This is a genomic window from Thermogutta hypogea, from assembly GCF_055386265.1.
Window position 1 is genome coordinate 3724826 of the sequence record NZ_AP042425.1, and the last position, 19298, is coordinate 3744123.

At 64.6% G+C, this 19298-nt stretch carries 11 protein-coding genes; 3 read left to right on the top strand and 8 right to left on the bottom strand.

Annotated features, from left to right (window positions below; all coding sequences use genetic code 11):
* Position 1: 1 nt before the first annotated feature.
* The 6 genes from ACZ5B4_RS13420 to ACZ5B4_RS13445 are packed head-to-tail and all read right to left on the bottom strand — an operon-like array spanning position 2 to position 9646.
* Positions 2–3487: a molybdopterin-dependent oxidoreductase gene (locus tag ACZ5B4_RS13420; RefSeq protein ID WP_464911737.1), complete on the bottom strand. Its 3486-nt coding sequence runs from the start codon at positions 3485–3487 to the stop codon at positions 2–4.
* Entirely contained in the window at positions 3484–5145 is a 1662-nt protein-coding gene (locus ACZ5B4_RS13425) for a c-type cytochrome (RefSeq protein ID WP_464911738.1), read from the bottom strand. Before ACZ5B4_RS13425 ends, ACZ5B4_RS13420 begins: the two co-directional genes overlap by 4 nt.
* A 5-nt stretch (positions 5146–5150) precedes the next feature.
* Positions 5151–6701, bottom strand: coding sequence for a cytochrome b N-terminal domain-containing protein (locus tag ACZ5B4_RS13430; RefSeq protein ID WP_464911739.1), 1551 nt, complete (start codon positions 6699–6701; stop codon positions 5151–5153).
* Positions 6698–7183: a QcrA and Rieske domain-containing protein gene (locus tag ACZ5B4_RS13435; RefSeq protein WP_464911740.1), complete on the bottom strand. Its 486-nt coding sequence runs from the start codon at positions 7181–7183 to the stop codon at positions 6698–6700. The genes ACZ5B4_RS13430 and ACZ5B4_RS13435 overlap by 4 nt, the downstream gene beginning before the upstream one ends.
* Positions 7183–9099 (bottom strand): FAD-dependent oxidoreductase, encoded by a 1917-nt coding sequence (locus tag ACZ5B4_RS13440; RefSeq protein WP_464911741.1) that lies wholly within the window; start codon positions 9097–9099, stop codon positions 7183–7185. Before ACZ5B4_RS13440 ends, ACZ5B4_RS13435 begins: the two co-directional genes overlap by 1 nt.
* Before the next feature lie 37 nt (positions 9100–9136).
* On the bottom strand, positions 9137–9646 hold the full coding sequence (locus ACZ5B4_RS13445; protein WP_464911742.1) for an RrF2 family transcriptional regulator: 510 nt from the start codon (positions 9644–9646) through the stop codon (positions 9137–9139).
* Between the two features lie 306 nt (positions 9647–9952).
* Between ACZ5B4_RS13445 and ACZ5B4_RS13450 the strand changes: the two genes are divergently transcribed.
* Both ACZ5B4_RS13450 and ACZ5B4_RS13455 read left to right on the top strand, forming a co-directional pair.
* Complete coding sequence (locus tag ACZ5B4_RS13450; protein WP_464911743.1) at positions 9953–11008, top strand: Rrf2 family transcriptional regulator; 1056 nt, start codon at positions 9953–9955, stop codon at positions 11006–11008.
* A gap of 81 nt (positions 11009–11089) precedes the next feature.
* Positions 11090–13360, top strand: coding sequence for a nitric-oxide reductase large subunit (locus ACZ5B4_RS13455; RefSeq protein WP_464911744.1), 2271 nt, complete (start codon positions 11090–11092; stop codon positions 13358–13360).
* Between the two features lie 55 nt (positions 13361–13415).
* On the opposite strand, the gene ACZ5B4_RS13460 is transcribed toward ACZ5B4_RS13455, so the two are convergent.
* On the bottom strand, positions 13416–16217 hold the full coding sequence (locus tag ACZ5B4_RS13460; protein ID WP_464911745.1) for a DUF5703 domain-containing protein: 2802 nt from the start codon (positions 16215–16217) through the stop codon (positions 13416–13418).
* 670 nt (positions 16218–16887) lie between these two features.
* On the opposite strand from ACZ5B4_RS13460, the gene gdhA reads away from it, so the two are divergent.
* Entirely contained in the window at positions 16888–18240 is a 1353-nt protein-coding gene (gene gdhA / locus ACZ5B4_RS13465; RefSeq protein ID WP_464911746.1) for an NADP-specific glutamate dehydrogenase, read from the top strand.
* A gap of 87 nt (positions 18241–18327) precedes the next feature.
* On the opposite strand, the gene ACZ5B4_RS13470 is transcribed toward gdhA, so the two are convergent.
* Entirely contained in the window at positions 18328–19275 is a 948-nt protein-coding gene (locus ACZ5B4_RS13470) for a N(4)-(beta-N-acetylglucosaminyl)-L-asparaginase (protein WP_464911747.1), read from the bottom strand.
* Positions 19276–19298: the final 23 nt, after the last annotated feature.

Here is a 19298-nt window from a genome sequence, read left to right on the forward strand (position 1 = left end):
GCTATCCTTTCGGCGGAGTTTGGGACTGCGTGGTATCGGAGGAGGACGCGTTCCGGGCGATGAAGTCGCCTTGCAAGTAGCGAAGCATGGCCTGGGATTCGTACGTGGGGCGGATTCCCAGCTCGGCCGGCCGCCAAAGCCCCTCACCCTCCAGCCCCCCCGGTTCCGCCCGGGTGATTTTGACGATCGACTCGCGGGGGGCGCCCGTCGGGCAATGGATATCCGGCATAAAACCCTTGCCGATGAGTTGGCCGAACATCGTCTTCCAGACCAGGGAATCGGTCATCCAAGTGGGCTTGAGCCAACCGCGGGTGGCGGATTGGTGCGAACCCGAGCGAAACATGGCCTGATACTGGGTTCGCGGATTCTTGGCCAAGCCGTCGGGCCGCGTTTCCTGCCCTTCCTGGGAACCCGGCGTCGCGCCGTACATGTTGAACCACATGCGCGTCACGCCCCGCGGCGTGCCCGGATAGTACCTCGCTCGGCACAGCAACCTGGCGAACTTGTAGTCCTTCGCGTTCCGTTGCCAACCGCGGAAGGGGCGATCCTCGGGATCGGAGTCGATCCAGACGTAGTCGCCGTCCTCGATGCCCAACGCCTTGGCGTCGGCCGGGTTGATATCCACGTACCCTTCGGCCGCGAAGGGGCTGCGTTTGTCGCGGCGATAGACGTCCCCGAAGGGGCCGAAGAGCATCGCGATCACGTCCGTATCGATGGGGTTGGTGTGCGCGCCGTGGCGGTACTTGGGCGTGTGGAAGACGAAGCGGTAGCCGTCCTTGGCCAGCGGGTGAGGGGACTTCGCGGTCTCCTGCCAGGACAGGACGACGTTGCGACCGCACCGCGTTTCGCACGAGAGATCGTCCCGCGCCACGCCGTATTGCTCGGGGCCGGCCGGCCGGATCGCCGCGTGCGGCGGGGCCACGATCACGTTCGGCTCGTAGAAGGTCGAATCGACCGGCTCCCGATGCACGGGCAGGTTCTCGCCCGCCTCGATGAATTCCGGTTCTTCGCGGTAGAACTCCAGGCGGCCCGTCTTCGTGTACCAAGGGCGTGAATCGGCCGTCTGTTCGTAACCCACCGACTTGGGCGTGGTGCGGCTTTGCAGCACGGCCGGCACGCCCTCCTTGGCCTTCGCCTCCAAGCGGCCGAAGTCGAACCCCTTGGCGTCGGCGGAGTGATCCAGAATCCGCTGGAGATACACGTCGGTGCGGCCCTCGCGGACGAACTTCCAATAGTCCTCGAATCGCTTATCCCCGGTCAACGCCGCCAACTTGGACGCCGTCAGGGCCAAGACCTCGATGTCGCCCAGGGTCGTGAAAATGCGCTTCAGCGGCGTCCGCGGAAAGACCGAGAGGAAGGGATTGGTGACGGAGGCCGTGATGTCGGGATGCTTCAGCTCCGCCCAGGAATCGACGCCGAACACCACGTCCGCCCATTCGCAGGAGGTGGACCACCACCATTCGTTGACGCAAATCAGTTCGATCTTGGGCAACACGTTGACGACCGTGTTGTAGTGCCACTTGACGTTGCCCAGGATGGAGTTGGCGTTGGCGAACCAGAGCGATTTGGTGGGCGTGGGGATGTGCGTGGAACCCGTCAACACGCGATTGCCGACGCGGAGCGGATGATCCTCGTGGTTGTAGTAGTGGGCCGACTCCGGCTTCCAGTACTGCTTGGGCCGGGCCGGCTTGGCGGGGTCGGTTTCGATGTCGAAGGGATTCTCGTTGATGAATTGCGGCGCCCCGTTGAGCAGGGCCACGCGGTAGTTTCCCGCGTACGAGCCGACGTTGCCCCCCAGTTTGCCGACGTTGCCGGTCAGGGCGGCGAGCAGGAAGATGGCGCGATCCTTGTTATCGTTGTTGAAGAACTGATTCGGTCCCATGCCGATCGCGAACAGCGTGGTGCCCGGCTCTTGCGCCAAATGCCGCGCCAGGGCTTCCACCGCCGCGGCGGGAGCCCAGGTGATTTCCTCCGTCGTCTTGGGGTCGAAATGGGCGGCGTATTCCCGCACCAAGTCGAAGACGGGCCGGCAGGGAACGACGCTGCCGTCCGCCAGGGTGACGTTCACGGAGCCTTCCAAGAGAGCGCGGCCGACGGTCGATTGTTCGCCCACCTCATCGCGGGTGACCGCCCGCGGGACGCCGGCCTCTTCGTCCCACCAGACGCCGTCGCCCCATTCGCGCCGCAGGGCTTCGGGTACCAGCATGTCCGTTTGCAGGCCGGGCGGCGGCTCCTTTTCACCCTCCGCCAGCACCCGCGTGGCGTTCTTCAGCTCCGCCGGTTCTCCGCCGAACACTTCCGACGCTCGCAGACGCTGAAGGGTGTCCATCCGCACCAGCAAAGGGAGGTCGGTCCAGCGGCGAACATATTCGGCGTCGTAGAGTTTGTTTTGGAGGATGACGTTCGCCAGGCCGAGCGCCAAGGCCGGCGTCGTGCCCGGCCGCACCACCACCACGTCATCTCCCTTGGTCGCCGTGGCCGAATACTCGCAGGCAATCACGACGACGCGCGTGCCTTTGAGACGGGCCTCGGTCAGCCAATGGGCGTCGGGCATCTTGGTCGTGATCCAATTCATCCCCCACACGACCAGCGTCTTGCAGTATTCGACCGCGGAAAGATCGAATTCCACGGTCTGCTGGCCCGTGACCATGGGGTGCCCCGGCGGCAGGTCCGTGTGCCAACTGTAGTTGTCGAAGCCCTTGGCCCCCAGGGCCTGATCGGGCGGCACCTTGCGGATGGCGGCGTCCAGCAGGGCCATCGAGTTGGCGAAGCGGTACATGCCGAAGATGCGTGTCATTCCCAAAAGGGGCATGCCGCCGCGGAATTTGAGAACGCGCGTGCCGGCGCCCTGCACGGCCTCCACGGTGAGGGGGTCGTATCCCTGCGCGGTCAGGCGTTGCTTACCCTCTTCGCCGGAGTAGGTTTCGGCGATGTTTTTCAGCGCCGCGGCCACGATCTCGGCCGCTTGGTCGTGGTCCATGCGAATCCAGCGATCGCGGGCCCGCTGAAAATATTCGGCCGGGGGACGGCCGTCCGCGTCGCGGGGAAAGCCGGCCTCGTACCAGCGTTTGTATCCTTCCCGCACCATGCAGCGGTTGACGCGGCGATCGCCATAGAATCGGCGCGTGAGCGCCAGCCCCTTCTGGCAGACGCGGGGATCCCAACGGTGGGTGACGCGGTTGCCGTCGAGGTCCTCGGCCTCGCCGTAGCGCATGGTGGGGCCGATCCGCGTCACCACGCCGGCGCGGACGTATGCCCGAAGCAGGCAATTGTGCGTGTCGTTCGGGGCGCACAGGAAGGTGAAACTGGAATCATAGCGCCACAGATCGCGGTAGGCTTCCTCCCAATCGCGATGGGGATAGGCGGCCAAGGGGTTGGTAACGGCTTCCAGCCCCCAGGCTCGCCCCGCCGAGGAAACCAAGGCGCCGAATCCCGCCGCGGCCGCCGCCGCCAGAAACTCCCGCCGTGAAACGTCGCCGTTCTTCATTTGCCAGTCTCCCACGTGCGTAGATAGGCCGTAATCGCCGCGATCTCCTCCGGCGTCAGCACCGGGAAGGCGGGCGAGGGGAGCGAAAAACCGTGCATCGCCGTCCCGGTTCGTCCGCGGCGGATCGTCTCCACCAAATAGTCGTCCGATGCGAGCGTCAGCAGGTTGGGATGACGGAGGGCGGGGGCGTCCGGACCGCTCCCGTCCAACCCATGGCAACTCGCGCAGTGCGCCTCGTACAGGGTCTTGCCGTGGTTCGCATCGGCGACGATCCAGCGTCGTTGCGGGTGAACGGGCTGGGGCGAGGGCACGCCCGCCCGGCTCCGCAAGTGCTCCACGATCGCCTCGATCTCTTGCTCGGTCAGCCCGACCTCGGCTTCGGAGAAGGCGGGCATCCGCCGCCCGGGGCGCCCCTTGCGAATCGTCTCCAAGAGAAAGGCGTCGTCCGCGACCGCCAGGAAGTCGCGGTTTCCGACGGCCGGGTACGGGGGATTGCCGGGGAAACGCCGGCCCTCGCCCTGCGGGCCGTGGCAGCCGGAACAGAACGTCGCGAAGAGCACGGCCCCGTCGCCGGCGAATTCCCGCCGACCGAAACGCTCCACCAGCAAGCGATCCTTGGGTTGATAGCCCTGACTTGCGCCCTCCCGCCGCAGGGAAAGCAGATAATAAGTCAGCAGGTCGATTTGCTCGTCGCTGAGGTGCAGCCGCGGCATCTTGGAGCCGGGGACGACGCGGGCGGGATCGCGCGTATGCTCGGAAAGCCAATGGGCCAAGGTGTGCTCGCCGGCGACGTGGGTGAAGTCGAGCCGGGCCGGATCGCGCAGACCGATCTGCGTCAAGTCGGGGCCGTCGCTGCCCCCCACCGCGCCGATCTTGTGGCATCCGCGGCAACCCAACGACTGGAACAGGGCTTGGGCTTCCGCCAATCGGGGCGCGCCGATCCGGCTGTTCAGATAGCTTTCGATCAGGCCCAACTCGTGCGGCGGAATCTCCGGCACCGCCTTGTGCCACACGCCCTGCTCCTCGGACTGAGCGCGTTCCCAATGCGTGCGATACCAGTCGGGATGGAAACCTTGCAAGCCGATTTGGGAGAGGTCGGGCCCCTCCATGCCGCCCACCCCCGCCGGCCGCAACGTGCCTCCCCGGCCGTCGATGCGGTGGCACGCCAAGCAGTCGTAGCGCTCCACCAGATTGCGTCCGAGCTCCAAACCGGCTTCGTCGGGGATGCCGACCGGCGTGTGGCAGCTCCCGCAGCCGGCGTGGGAATAGCGCGGAGGAATCATGGGTGCGGGCCAAAACGGCACGTGCCCGTGGGCGTCGGCCTTGTCGGTGGCCCCGCCCTGACCGCCGTGGCAGGTGGTGCAGCCGAAATCGGCGGGGTCGTGAACGACCGGCGGGTGCGGTCGCGCCATCGGTTGCGCGGCCGTCAAGCGCTCGCCCGCGTCCATGCCCACGTGGCATGTCACGCAACGGTCCACCTTGCCCGTTTGCGGCGCCACCACCTGGCGAATCCGGATGTCGAAGCGATCCTCGTCGGCGGCGATCTTCCCCTGAATCCCCCGCCACTCGCGGAACAGGTTTTCCTGCGCCGCGGCGGCCAGCAAGAGGCAGGTTACGCCGAGGCTCGACCAGAGGAGCAAATGTTTATTCTTGTTCATCGGTCTCAATGCCTGGGCCAATCCGCGGGCGACCAATAGAAGTCCCAGTTGGGGCCGCGAAAGTGAACGCCGATCACGGTCAGAACGAGGAATCCGCAGAGAAAGCAGGTAAACAGCGCCACGGCTCCCGCCCGCGCCGATTGGTAACGCTTGACGATCCAAAGGGAATAGCCGGCATACAAGGCCACGATCAGCGTGCCCGGGTTGAAACAGGTGATCACCGGCTGAGGAATGTCGGGGAACCACTGCCGCAGCCAGCCGAAGCGAATGGCAAAGGATTCCACCGCCAGGACGGCGGCCAGCCCGTAGGCCGCGGAAGCGAGGGCCAATCGCGGACCGCCGGGTCCGCCGAACCATATCCCGCCGCCCGCCCTCTCGCGATCGAGAAAGGGAATCAACCCCAATCCGATCACGACGATCATGGGAATGCCTACCCCGCCCATGAACGCCGAGTGCGCCACCATCTCTTGCAGGCCCAAGAAGTACCATGGCGCCTTGGCGGGGTTTTCCGGCACGTTGGGATTGGCCGGCTCCTTGAGCGGGGCGTCGAGGCTGATCGACAGCGCCAGGCAGATCAGGACCGTGAACATGAACACGCCCGCCTCGGCGTAGAACAGGTGCGGCATGGAGGGAACCGTGTTCTCCGGTCCCTTGCCCACGACCGGGCTGCGCCCTCGTACCACCGCCGCCAGATGATACGTCTTGAGCGGGGCCTGGGTGAAAACGGGATAGACGTTCTCCTGCGGACCGAGCCGGGCATCGGCGTCCTCCGGCCGAGCCAAGCCGCCGTCCTTGCGAATCCGCCAAAAGTGGACTCCCATCAGAACTGCCAACAGCAGCGGCAGGATCACGACGTGCAGGACGTAGAAGCGGATCAGGGCCTCCTCCCCCACCACGTCCGACCCCAACAAGAGTTTGCGTTGCAATCCGCCCGGATCGAACGTCCCCGTAATTCCCAAGGCATCCGTCACTTCGCGCGGCGATTGCGCGATGTTGGCCCCGATCGTGACGGCCCAATACGCCAATTGATCCCAAGGGAGCAGATAGCCGGTGAAGGACAACCCCAGCGTGACCACCAGCAATCCCATGCCCACCAACCAATTGAACTCGCGCGGCGGGCGATAAGCCGCCGTGTAGAACACGCGGGCCATGTGCAACAGCACCACGACGACCATCACGTTGGCGGCCCAGCGGTGGATGTTCCGCATGAAACGCCCGGTCGGAACGACGAAATGGATGTCCTTGATGGACTGATAGGCGACCTCGGGATACGGTTTGTAGTACAGCATCAGCAGCACGCCGGTGACGAGGGTCAAGAGGAAAGCGGCGGTCGCCATCGCTCCCAACCCGAGCGTGGTCCTCCAGCGCAGGCTCCAGCGGTGCGTGCGCACCGGATGGATGTGCAGGAATAGATTGCTGAAGACGAACTCCGCGCGTGCCCGGTCCGTCGTGGGAGCACCCGACCGCCAGGCCGCGTCCAGCACGCGGCGCGGCACCCGCCGAAGATCGGCGACGAACTGGGACAACGGGGTCTTTTCGGGATTCGTGGCGGTCATACGCGGACCTTCGTGCCGGGTTTCACCGTTTCGCCCAAGTCGATCAGCAACTCGGAACCTTCCACCGTCACGGCGTGCCAGGGCAGGGCCTTGGGGGCCGGCCCTCCCACCACCTCGCCCTGGGAGTTGAACCGCGAGCCGTGGCAGGGACACTCGAAGCCTTGCGCCCCGGGCGTGACGATGCATCCCAAGTGGGTGCATACCAAGGAGATCGCGTACACCCCCTCGGCGTCGCGAAAAATCGCCACGTTGCGTCCCGGCGGTACCCACGGCTCGCCCGCCGGCGTCGAGTCCGGCAGGTGCACGCGAAACTTCTTGGACGGCGAAGCCGTCACCGCGACCTTGGGCAGGCGGAGCATTCCCGCCAGGGCCAGGGCGGAAGCCCCCAAACACGCCCCTACCGCCGACATCCCCAGGAAATCCCGGCGAGGCGCCGGCTCCGGGTCCAATCGCGAACGACTTTGTGCATCGGTTCCGCTCATCACGTCCTCCAACTCACGGCGTGTGTGACTCGCTCCATGGAAATCGCGTCGGCGGGGCATCGCATGGCGCACAGCGCGCAGCGGATGCAACGGTCCTCGTCCTTGAGGATCGCGCTGTGCTCCCGCCGATCGGCCTCGCCGAGGAGGGCATCGGTCAGAGCCGCCAGATCGGCGTCCCCTTCCATGTCGCTCAACGAGACCAACTTGAGGCACCGCGTGGGGCACACATCGGCGCAGCCGCCGCACAGCACGCAGCGATTGCCGTCGAAAACCGGAGTGACCGCGCAATCCAGGCAGCGCGAGGCTTCCCGGCAGGCGAGCGCCGCGTCGTAGCCCAATTCCACCGGCGTCTCCCAGCTCTCGAGGCGCCGCTCGGGATCGGCCGTCGGCACCGCTTGCCGCCGGATCGCCTCGTAGCCGACCTCGCGACGGTAACGCCGCTCGACCAAGAACACCGTGGTCGCATCGGGCACGAGATCGCGCCCCGTGACGTACCGGTAAACGGACCGCGCGGCCTTTTTCCCGGAAGCCACTGCGTCGATCAGCAGCTTGGTGCCGTGGGCCAAGTCCCCCGCCGCGAATACGCCCGGCGCGGAAGTCGCCAAGGTCTCCGGATCCACGGCGGGCCAACCGGGCCGGATCTGCCGAATGTCTTCGCCGCCGTCTTGAAGAAAGTCCAAGTCGGTCGCCTGACCGACGGCCAGCAGGACGGTGTCGCAGGGCAGCGTCATGGTCTGCGCATCGTCGAACTGGGGCGCAAATCGGCGGTTTTCATCGTAGACGCGCACGCAGCGGCGGAGCACGAGGCCCGTCACGCCGCCCGCCCCGTCCCGCCGAATCTCCACCGGTCCCCAGCCGCCCAAACGCTCCACGCCCTCCTCGTCGCCCTCGATGATTTCCTGGGTGTCGGCGGGCATCTCCTCCAGCGTTTCCAGCGAGACCAAGCGGACGCCTCCCTGGGGCCGTAATCGCATGGCCGTGCGGGCCGTATCGTAGGCGATTTGCCGCACTACGGTCCGCGCCACGTCGTAGGCCACGTTGCCGCCGCCCAACACGACGACCTTTTTTCCCAAGGGGAGCGTTTGGCCGAGCGAAACGGCGCGGAGCAGATCGACGCCGCCGTAGACGCCGGGCCCGTTCTCGCCGGGAATGCCCAAACGCCGCGATTGCTTGGCGCCGACCGCGAGGATGACCGCGGCGTAGTCCTTGCGGAGCGACGCGAAGGAGAGATCGCGTCCCACCCGGCAGCCGGCGCGAATGTCCACGCCCAAGGCCTCGATCACGGCAATCTCGCGGCGAATCAACTCGCGTGAAAGGCGATAGGCGGGCACGCCCAGCGCCAACATGCCGCCGAGGACCGGCTCGCCCTCGAAGATGGTGGGCCGAAAGCCCATCAACGCCAGGTCGTGGCCGGCCGCCAACCCTGCCGGACCGCCGCCGACGATCGCCACGGGTTCTCCCCGGGCGGGTATCACGCGGCCCGCCGCCTCCGCGCGAATCCAGGCCGCCATCTCTTCCGCATCCGCCGAGACGGCCGGCGCATCGTCGCGCAAGTCGCGGAGGACCTCTTGAGGCGTCCTCGCCTCCACGCCCGCCTGCTCGCACGCAAAACGCTTCAATGCTCGAATGGAAATCGGCCGATCCTCGGCCACGAAGTGACCGTCGGCGTCCACTCGCGGCACTTTGCCCCGGCGGCAGGCGGCCTCGCACGGCGCGCCGCAGATCCGCCCGCAGATCGAAGCCAAGGGGTTCGGCCCCCGCGCGATCAGGTAGGCCTCCTCGAAACGTCCCGCGGCGATCGCCCGCACGTAGCCCCGCGCATCCGTGCGGACCGGGCAAGCCGCCTGGCACGAGATGAGGCCGCGGTGGTAGCCCTCCTCGGGAACGCGGACTCGGATTGGCAGATCTCCGGACATGATGGCCCTCGCTACCGCGATAGCGAAAATATCACCCCTACGGTTCCAGTACCCGGGCGACCGACGGCTGCTCTTCCGCGGGCACGCCCGATCGGGGCAACTTGGGGCAGGGTTGCAACCAGCACGGCGCCCGGCCGGCGACGGCGGGATCGGGATTCGGCCGTCGAATCAGATCGGCGAGCGTCCAGCGGGACAGCACGCCCACGATCGCCTGATGCAATTCCATCCCGGCTTGATGAAAGGCGCAGGTCAAGCTGGGCTCCACTTCGCCCTGACAAAAATCGCCCAGGATGACGCCCTGGCAGGCCTCCACGACGGCCAAGAGCGTGACGCTTTCCGGCAGCCGGTTCAGCGAAACCCCGCCGTTGGGACCGCGATGCGCCTTGAGAATTCCCGCCCGAACCAAGTGGCGAAGCACCTTGGCCAAGTAGGAAGGCGACTCGCCGAGGGCCTCGGCCATGGCTCGCGGCGACAGCGGTTGCGTCGCGGCGTTCAGACCGAGCAAGGTGACCGCACGCATTCCGGAGAGCGTTGTTTTGGTCAGCATGGGCCTACTTCCGACAAATGCGATAAACGATATCCACTTTATCGGATTATTTTGGCCTGTCAATAGTTACTATTTTGATGATGTATCACTCGGTCCTCTTGGCAGCGCGGGAAAACGGACCGATCGGCGGCCGGAAAACCAAATCACACCACAAATCACAATTGGATAGATATTTACGCCAACTACTCCACGGCGTAGTGGGACGCCTACCCGCCGGACTCACCCGAATTGGCTGCCAATTCTAGCAATAGCGCTTGACAGAATCGTCAAACGTATATAATAACATGTGATTCAATGGTTTTAGCCATGATCTCACAAACCGCCAAGCACGCCATTGCCGCCCTCGCCCTCCTGGCTCAAGCTCCGCCCTTGCGCTACCTCGGGGCCGGTGAAATCGCGGGCGAGATCCAGGCTCCCCGCAACTATCTGGGCAAGCTGCTCCAATCTCTGATCAACGAGGGCCTGGTGGAATCGCAGAAGGGAAAGGGCGGCGGGTTTCGTTTGGCTCGGTCGCCCGAACAAATCACCCTCTTCGACGTCGTGAACCCCATCGACCGCCTGGAGCGATGGTCGCATTGCTTTCTGGACCGCCGCCCGTGCTCGCAGGAGAGCCTTTGCCCCCTGCACGAACGTTGGGCCGTGGTCCGCGACGCTTACATCTCGTTCCTAAAGACGACCACCATCGCCGAGCTGCCTTCTCGCGATCGGTGTCTCATCCTTACCCTTCCCGCTCCTTCCAGGAGGATGAATATGATGAAACCGACCGAGCTGTTACGTCAGGAGCATCGCGTGATCGAGCGCGTGCTCGATTGCCTCCAGGAAACCGCGGACCGGACCGATGCCGGAAAGGGATTCGATTCCGCCGCCGCCGGCTTGATGCTGGAGTTCTTTCGCGAATTCGCGGATCGATGCCATCACGGCAAGGAAGAAGGGCATCTCTTTCCCGCCATGGAGGCCAAGGGCTTTCCCCGCGAAGGCGGCCCGACGGGCGTGATGCTCTACGAGCACGAACAAGGGCGGGCGCTGGTCCGTCGCATGGCGGACGCCCTGCAAGCCTTTACCGCAGGCGACGCTTCCGCACTAGCCGCCTTCACGCAAAGCGCCCGAGCCTATTGCAATCTGCTCCGCAACCACATCGACAAAGAGGACCAGGTCCTGTTCGTCATGGCCGATCGGACATTCAACGCCGAGGAGCAAGCACGGCTGGCCGCGGCGTTCGAAAAGGTCGAAGCCGAGGAAATCGGAGCCGGGGTCCACGAAAAGTATCATCGTCTGGCCGAGGAGTTGGCCGAGCGCTTGGGGATCACTTCCGGACCTTCGACGCCGCAGGGCGAGCCGGGGAGCCGTCCCCTCGACCGATAAACACGAGCGATAAAAACGACCGATCCATGCGTCGTCCGGTGGACGTTCTTTTTCGGGCACTGTGATTCGAGGAGCCGACCCATGAGTACGAAGGGCTTGAGGAACGCGGCGATTCTCACGTTCGTGGTCAGCATGGCCATCTTGCTTCTCGGCGGGTACTTCGCCTTCGACAAGGTGCCGCCCATCCCCGATCGCGTCGTGAGCGAAGGTCGGGAGATCACCGACGGCGCGGCCATCCGCCGCGGGCAAGACGCCTTTCAGCGCTACGGCCTGATGGATCACGGCAGCGTGTGGGGCCACGGCTCGCTGCGGGGGATGGATTTTTCGGCGTACACGTTGCATTGCGCGGCCGCCTTGATTAGACAGTACCTGGCCGATCCCGGTCAGGCGCCGCAGGACGCCTATCGGCAACTCCCGCCCGAACCCCGAAGAGAACCCGACGAGCAAGACGCCGCGGTGGCTCGGCTCCTTAAGGAAAACCGCTATCAGGCCGAGAATGGAACGCTGGAGTTGGTTCCCGCCCAGGCTTACGCCCTGGAGCAAATGCGGATGTACTGGGACGAAGTCTTCGGTAAGGGGGAGCCGAGCTACGGCTTTCTGCCGAATACCGTGCCGACGGCCGAGGAACGGCGCGATCTGGCCGACTTCTTCTTCTGGACGGCCTGGGCCGCGGTCACCAATCGCCCCGGGCTTCCTTACAGCTACACCAACAATTGGCCGAGCGACCGCATCGTGGGCAACCACCCCTCCACGGACGCCTTGGTTTGGAGCGTGGCGTCCATTCTCGCACTATTCGCCGTGCTGGGGCTGGTCGTCTACATCGTGCACCGTTACGGCTTTTTCTACGGCGAGTCGCAGGCCGTGCCCGCGGCTTACGGCCTGCTCCAGTCCCCCGTCACTCCCAGCCAACGGGCCAGCGCCAAGTTCTTTCTCGTGGCGGGCTTGCTCTTCATCGTGCAAATCATGAACGGCGGTTTGCTGGCTCACTATACGGTCCACCCGGGCAGCTTCTACGTCAAGATCATCGGTGAAGTCTATCCGTATAGTTGGGCCAAATCCTGGCACCTGCAATTGGCCATCTTGTGGATCGCCGTTTCGTGGATGGGTACGGCCGTGTATTTGGCCCCGTTGATTGCGGGCAAGGAACCAACGGGACAACGCACGCTCGTCAATATCCTTTTCGTCGCGGCGGTGGCGGTCGCGGTGGGAGGATTGGTCGGCCAAGTGCTGGGCATCAAGGGGTATTTGGACCGGTGGTGGTTCTGGTTCGGCCACCAAGGCTGGGAATATCTGGAATTGGGCCGCGTTTGGCAGATCCTGCTGTTCGGCGGCCTGATCTTTTGGCTCGTGGTGGTCTATCGGGCGATGGTCCCCGTCCTCCGGCGCCAAGCCGACGAAACCCAAGAGGCCGCGGATCGCCGCGCGCTCCTCTTGTTCTACGTGTTCAGCGCCGTGTTCGTGGTCCTGTTCTTCGGATTCGGCCTCCTGTACGGACGCGGCACCCACATGACGATTGCCGACTACTGGCGGTGGTTCGTCGTCCACATCTGGGTGGAAAGCATTTTCGAGTTCTTCGGCGTCGGCGTCATCTCGCTGTTCCTCGTAACGCTAGGGCTGGTCTCGGCCCAGTCGGCGTTGCGGGTGGCGTATCTGACGGCGATCCTGGTATTCATCAGCGGGATTCCCGGCACCGCCCATCACTATTTTTGGTTCGGCGGCCCCGGATTTTGGCTGGCCATCGGCGGCGTGTTCAGTTCCTTGGAGCCGATCCCCTTGATCCTCCTCGTCGTCCGCGCATGGATGGAATACAAATCCATCAAGGACGAAGGCCGCGAGTTCCCCTACCGCTGGCCGCTCTATTTCCTCACCGCCAGCAGCGTTTGGAACTTCATCGGCGCCGGGATCTTCGGTTTCATTATCAATCTGCCGATCATCAACTATTACGAGCACGCCACGTATATGACGGCTAATCACGGCCACACCGCCCTCTTCGGCGTGTACGGCATGCTCGCCATCGCCTTGATCCTGTTCTCTTGGCGGGGACTGGTCGAGAACAAGTACTGGAACGATCGGCTGCTGATGGTCAGTTTTTGGGGACTGAACGGCGGGCTGTTCCTGATGTTCCTGACCGGACTGCTGCCGATCGGCCTGTATCAGCTTTGGTACTCGTACGATTTGGGCTTTTGGTGGGCCAGGAGCGCCGCCTTCTACGATCTGCCCATCATCCAGACCTTGGGCAATTGGCGGATCGTCCCCGACACGATCATCATCGTGGTCGGAGCCTTGCCGCTGCTGTATTTTCTGATCACGACGTTTCCGCGACTGAGAAAGGTGGAACGGACTGCGGAATAGCGCGTCGGCACCGGCACAATGTACGTCCGGCGGCCGACGCGCGGCGGTCGCGGCGTCATTCGGCGGGCAGCACCACGTCGCTTCGGCGCTCGGGAGGCGAAACCTCCAGCACCCGCAGCCGGCCGTCCCGGTATTCCCCGCTCACCACCGTGCGGTACGGCGCACGCAGCGTGAACTGAACGTTCCAATCCCGCGGCCAAGCCGGCAACAGAAAGATCCGGCGGCCTTCGCACTGCATCAACATGCTTTGCACGGCGATCATCAACACCGACCCGTGGTCCTGATCCGGAACCCAGTCGTAGTTCGGCCCCCAAAACGCCGGGAAGCGCGATTCCCCGTTCCATTGGGCCGCCCGGGCCGTCACGTATTCCCGCGCCTCCTCCGCCTGCCCCAAGTACGCCATGAAGACGTCATCCTGCCGCCAGCCGACGTGTCCGCAATCCGGCCGCCGCCGCAGGGCCTCGACGCCGAGGTCGCGGTTCTCCTTCTCAAACGACACCAAGCGGAAGGGAAAGACGGCGTAGAGCTCGGGGTTTTCGATATTCCGTTTATTGGCGAACCGCGCGGCGGGAGCCAACATGCGGACGCCGTCCTCCTCGCGGATCGGCAGGTCCGGCAGTTTGCCTTGCAGCTCTCGCCAGAATCGTCGATCTTCCGCGGAGGTGAGGTCTTCGCGCAGCGCAAGGAGACGCCGCGTCACGGCGTGCAAGCCGGCGATTTCCGGCATGGGGTTGGTACAGTCCCACCAGGTCTCCAGGGCTTGGGCCGGATGCATCACCAGTTTGCCGTCGTCTCCCAGAGGATAGTGCCGGTCGAAAAAGACCAACACGGAGTTGACGGCGGGCAGGGCCGTGCGGCGGAGAAACGTCTCGTCTTCCGTATATTCGTAATAGTCCAGGAGCAGCCAGGCCAACTCCAAGCCGCTGACCCACTCCCATTTGTGCCATCCGCTGCTCTGGAGTTTGTCCTCGCCCCGCTCCTCGAACGGCTGCCAGCCGTAGGTCTCGCTGAAGACGTCGCCCCAAAAGTAGATGCACTCGGGAATGAACATGCCCTCGTGACTGAAGTATTTCTTGGTGCGATGTTCGAATAACGGTTTCAAATCCCGGGCATACATATCAAACAGCGGCTGCATCATTTCGAAGTCGCCGCCGGCGCACATCGCATAATACGGCAGCCGCGTATTCTGCCACCAATAGCCGGGTCCCCAGCGGCGATAGTCGGCGTCTCCTTCGCCTTGAGGCCACGCCACGGTGAACAAAGAGCCGTTGAACTTGATGGGGTACGGGCCTTTGCCGGCGCAGGCCGTGATGAAACGCTGGAGGCAATAGCCGCGGCTTACGACGAAGGCCGGATCGAGGACTTCGAAGCGCTGCCGAGCCACGACGGCACCGTCGAGGAAGAGCTTGATCTCCCCGGCAACCGGGGCGACGGTCACGGCCACGTGATGCCGCTCACCGGCGGGCAAGGCGTCGGGTAGCTGCAAGATACGGTCGCCCACGATGCACCGCAGACTATTGCCGGGATAAGTGTCGAGGAGGAATCCGTTGTTCCGGCCCGGCGTGGTCTTATCGACCAGACGGCCTCCCCCCGGCGGAAGTCGCTCCGGCTTGACCCAAACCTCCAGGGTCATGCCCCGAGAGAAATCCGTGTCGGCGGAACCCTCCAGCGTCGCGCCGGGAGCGGGCGCGCCGGTGAAGATCGCGCCCGGCACGGCGGGCGGTTGCCCGGCGGGCGTCCGGGCCGACGACGCGACGGCGGCATCGTCCAGGCCCTGATTCCAAATCGTCACGCGCTCCAGCTCGCCGACAAACCGATTCCCCCCGGATTGATCGATGCCGAAGCGGATCGGGTGCTCATTCGCGGGAACGCACCTCGGGGCCGCAGGCGGCGTCGTTCCGGTAATCATTACTCGGCTGCGGGACCAAAACTCTTGCCACAAGCGGCCATGTTGCTCCCGATGCCTTTCTATCGGCACGGCTTCATAGTCCCTCTTGGCGTCCATTAAAGAATCAAGCCATGTCTCTCCCGTCGCGGGATGCTGACTATGCACATAGATCGCGAAGTGATGCCGTGTTCCCCGCTCCGTCCGTAGCTCGCGATCGCTGAGCCGCCGTCCGTTCTCGGCCGTGATTACAGCCCCGAACACGCGGTTCAAGAGCGGATCCGGCCGGGGAAAGTCGTCCAACCCTTGAATGCGGGCGGTCCACGCAGGGCCGATCGACTCCGTGTTGTGGTGATACCAACCGATGCCGTGGGGCCAATCCCGGAGCAGCGTGTCGGGCCGGGCGATTATCGCTCCCCTCTTGCCCTCCGGATGGTCGCGGTCGAGCAAGACGTCGCTCACTTCCAGATGCCGGATTTCGGTAGGCTCCGTCCGCCACAACTCGATCGCGGCGACGGCGGCGGTGGGAAGGCCGGTCTCCGCCTCAACATGGATCACCGGCGCCGCGGCATCGACCCAGAGACTGACGGCGACCGATTCTTGCCCCTCTCCCCAGCCGGCGACCATCACGGCGTCACGCAGTCGCAATCGCTGGCGAAAGTTCAACTTCGTGTCGGGCACGGGGTCGAACTTCACACGTACCTTGCCCAGTTTGAGAAGCCTGCCGTATTCATCCCAGGCGTCGGATCGCGCGATGTAAAAGAGCAGCGAACCGTCGGCCTCGATCCAGGCGTTGAGCGCCACCCGCCCGTTCCCCAACGGCATCGAGCCGCGACAATTCTCGCTCGGGCTCGACCACTGCACGTCATACGCATCGGGCCAGGACGCCGACTCCTCGGCCCGGCAAAATCCGCAAGCGACCGCCGCAAGGCCCACGCTGACTACAACGATGATTCCAAGGATGTGCTTCACGCCTTCGCCCTCGCTCGTAAAAACCTCGACGCAAGCCCCATCGGGAACCTCTACACAAGCCCCATGGTATCGCAGAAGTCCGTAATCGTGAAAGATGACGGTGCGTGAAATGGTGCGTGAGGATGCAAGTTCCGCCCCGGCCGGGCGCGAGGAACCTCCAGGCGGGAAGCGTATTCGATTGCGAATCCTTCGAGCCTCCAGCGAAAGTGAAGGTGACGAGCGTTTTGGAGCCTCCAGCGTGAGCTGGAGGTGACGGGCGTTATGGAGCCTCCAGCGTGAGCTGGAGGTGTCTCCGGCGCTGCCCACGACTCAGCGTCGGGACGCACCAACGGCAGCACGCACCACCAGCTTACGCTGGTGGCTCCAGGGTTGGCATCTATTGTCGGACGTTCCGGCGCCTCCGGCGGATTTTCCGGGGCCGGCAACCGATCTTCCTTTGCCCCCCCGTTGACAGTTCTTTCGCGGCGATCGAAAATCACGAGGTTTTGGTATTGTCTGCCGTCCGGGCGCCTTCATTTCCGTCCTATTCGCGCAGATTTTTCGGCCACGGGCCGGACTTCTACCCCGGCGGACCCTCGGCCTCGCGCTTGCGCTTGGGGTGAAGGTATGTCGGGGCGAACCGCTTCCGGTCGTTTCAGATTTTTTCTTTGGTGCCTGAGGAGAGAGACCCATGACCGATCCAGCCACGTACGCATCGCTCCCGCAATTCCTCGAAAAGGTGCTGGCCCGCGACCCCGGCCAGCCCGAATTCCATCAAGCCGTGACGGAGGTCTTCGAGAGCCTTTGGCCGTTCCTGGAAAAGAACCCGAAGTACAAAGAACGGGCCTTGCTGGAGCGGATGGTCGAGCCGGAGCGGGTCATCCATTTCCGCGTGTCGTGGGTGGACGATCAGGGCCGCGTGCGTGTGAATCGGGGTTTCCGCATCCAAATGAACAGTGCGATCGGTCCCTACAAGGGCGGTTTGCGGTTTCACCCCTCCGTCAATTTGGGCATCTTGAAGTTTCTAGCCTTCGAGCAGGTCTTCAAGAATGCCTTGACCACGCTGCCCATGGGCGGCGGCAAAGGCGGCTCGGACTTCGATCCCAAGGGGCGGACCGACGACGAGGTCATGCGATTCTGCCAGGCCTTCATGTCCGAGCTGTTCCGCCACATCGGCCCGGACTTGGACGTGCCGGCGGGCGACATCGGGGTGGGCGGTCGCGAGATCGGCTTCCTCTTCGGCATGTATCGCAAATTGCGAAATGAGTTCAGCGGCACCCTGACCGGAAAGGGCCTGAGTTACGGCGGCAGCCTGATTCGCCCCGAGGCCACCGGTTACGGCTTGATCTACTTCGTGCAGGAAATGCTGAAGACCCGCGGTCGCTCGCTGGAGGGGCTGCGGGTGACGATTTCCGGGTCCGGCAACGTGGCCCAGTACGCAGCCGAACGGGCCATGTCCTACGGCGCCCAGGTCATCAGCTTTTCCGATTCGGACGGCAGCGTCTTCAATCCCAAGGGCTTTACCGCCGAGCAACTGAACCTGCTGATGGATATCAAGAACGTTCGCCGCGCCCGGATCAAAGTCTTCGCCGAAGAGACCGGTTTGCAATATTTCCCGGGCTCGCGGCCCTGGCAGTTCCCTTGCGACGTGGCCCTGCCGTGCGCCACGCAAAACGAGATCGACGAGCAGGATGCCCGAACCCTGCTCAAGAACGGCTGCTTCTGCGTGGGCGAAGGGGCGAACATGCCCTCCACGCTGGACGCCGTGAAAGTCTTCCAGGAAGCGAAGATCCTTTACGCGCCGGGCAAAGCGTCCAACGCGGGCGGTGTGGCGGTCAGCGGTTTGGAGATGAGCCAAAACTCCATGCGGCAATTCTGGTCCCGCGAAGAGGTCGACGCCCGACTGAAGGACATCATGGTCCGCATCCATGAATCCTGCACGCAATACGGGCGGAAGGGCGAATATGTCGATTACGTGGCCGGCGCTAATATCGCGGGCTTCGTGAAGGTCGCCGACGCCATGATGGCCCAAGGCGTCGTTTGACGCAAAGCCGCCGGCGTCATCACGCAAAGGGAACCCTACCAGCCGCCACCGGCCCGCGTCGGTGGCGGCTTTGTCTTAGGGAAGAGGTTAACCGTCGCCGAAAAGGACCCTTTGCGGGGGCAAGAGCGTATCGAGGGCGTCCGTTCGCAAGGCGGCCTGAAAACCCGGCCGCAGGCTTGCTGCGGCCCAACGCCCGTCCGGGGTGACGGCCAAGAAGGCGGCTTGCTGCTGCGGCAGAGGGCGGCAGGCGCGGGCGATTCGCTCCAAGGTCGTCTCGATCGCCGCGAGGGGATCGTTCCCGCGACGCATTTCCTCGATGATCAGGAACGTGCCGCATGCCCGGCTGATCAGCTCGCCGTGCCCCGTCCCCACCGCGGCCCCGACATCGGGATCGACGTACAGTCCGTGACCCACGATCGGTGAGTCGCCGACCCGGCCGGGAAGCTTGAAGGCCAAGCCGCTGGTCGAGCATCCGCCCGCCAACCGCCCGTCGGCCAAGCGGACCAGCACGCCCACGGTGTCGTGGCCTGCCGTCGCGGAGTCGCGTTCGGAGGTCCCATGCTCCGCCGGCCGCCCTCGGCCCCGGTCCCGCCGGTACTGTTCCCAGCGTTCTTTCGCGGCGGGCGTGAGGAGTTCCTGCGGCGTGAAGCCCTCGCGCCGCGCGAAGTCCTCGGCTCCGGCGCCGACCAACAGGACGTGAGGGGTCTTCTCCATGACGCGGCGTGCAACGGAGATCGGGTGCGGAAAGCCCCGCAGATAGGCGACCCCGCCGCACCGTGCCGGCGATTCCATGATCACGGCATCCAAGGTCACATCGCCTGCCGCGTCGGGAATGCCGCCGTAGCCCACGCTGGTAACCTCGGGATCGGCCTCCACGGCGCGACAACCGGCCTCCACGGCGTCCAGGGCTTGAGCACCGGGACGCATCAACGCTTCCCAGGCCGCCCGATTGGCCGTCTTGCCGAAATGCCACGTGCTGAGCACGAGGTGCCCCGCGATCCTGCCGTCCGGAGGAAGAGCGCTCCTGGTCTCCATGCCGGACCTCTTTTGATGAAAAG

What these genes read in the sequence shown, in the direction of transcription:
- ACZ5B4_RS13420 (WP_464911737.1), bottom strand. Translation starts at nt 3,487, where the DNA reads ATGAAGAACGGCGACGTTTCACGGCGGGAGTTTCTGGCGGCGGCGGCC.
- ACZ5B4_RS13425 (WP_464911738.1), bottom strand. Translation starts at nt 5,145, where the DNA reads ATGAACAAGAATAAACATTTGCTCCTCTGGTCGAGCCTCGGCGTAACC.
- ACZ5B4_RS13430 (WP_464911739.1), bottom strand. Translation starts at nt 6,701, where the DNA reads ATGACCGCCACGAATCCCGAAAAGACCCCGTTGTCCCAGTTCGTCGCC.
- ACZ5B4_RS13435 (WP_464911740.1), bottom strand. Translation starts at nt 7,183, where the DNA reads ATGAGCGGAACCGATGCACAAAGTCGTTCGCGATTGGACCCGGAGCCG.
- ACZ5B4_RS13440 (WP_464911741.1), bottom strand. Translation starts at nt 9,099, where the DNA reads ATGTCCGGAGATCTGCCAATCCGAGTCCGCGTTCCCGAGGAGGGCTAC.
- ACZ5B4_RS13445 (WP_464911742.1), bottom strand. Translation starts at nt 9,646, where the DNA reads ATGCTGACCAAAACAACGCTCTCCGGAATGCGTGCGGTCACCTTGCTC.
- ACZ5B4_RS13450 (WP_464911743.1), top strand. Translation starts at nt 9,953, where the DNA reads ATGATCTCACAAACCGCCAAGCACGCCATTGCCGCCCTCGCCCTCCTG.
- ACZ5B4_RS13455 (WP_464911744.1), top strand. Translation starts at nt 11,090, where the DNA reads ATGAGTACGAAGGGCTTGAGGAACGCGGCGATTCTCACGTTCGTGGTC.
- gdhA (WP_464911746.1), top strand. Translation starts at nt 16,888, where the DNA reads ATGACCGATCCAGCCACGTACGCATCGCTCCCGCAATTCCTCGAAAAG.
- ACZ5B4_RS13470 (WP_464911747.1), bottom strand. Translation starts at nt 19,275, where the DNA reads ATGGAGACCAGGAGCGCTCTTCCTCCGGACGGCAGGATCGCGGGGCAC.